The sequence below is a fragment of the Bradyrhizobium sp. Leo114 genome (genome assembly GCF_055229415.2).
This window is the reverse complement of record NZ_JBUYEN020000296.1, coordinates 1-224: the sequence shown is the minus strand read 5'-3', so window position 1 is coordinate 224 and position 224 is coordinate 1. Positions and strand designations below refer to the sequence as shown.

The following is a 224-nucleotide window of genomic DNA, read 5'->3' as shown; positions in this document are numbered from 1 at the left end:
GATCGAGGCTCGCGAGGTTGACCTCGCTCAGATAGCCGCTGTCGGCGGAAGCTTGTTCCGGTTTGCGGCCGAGATTGGCTTGGATGCCATCGACCAGCGGCACCAACTGGCCATGGTCGCTCGTGCTCGGCGTCAGGGCGTGTGCAACGATGATCTGCGCTTTGCCGTCGACGGCCGCCTGCGCGTTATAGCCTTGGATGAAGCCATCCTTGGTTTTGAGAATG

At 61.2% G+C, this 224-nt stretch carries 1 protein-coding gene; it reads right to left on the bottom strand.

Annotation, left to right across the window (positions count from 1 at the left end; genetic code table 11):
• The coding region (locus tag ACZIRK_RS45795) for a transposase (RefSeq protein ID WP_474419926.1) at positions 1 to 224 on the bottom strand (224 nt) is incomplete at both ends.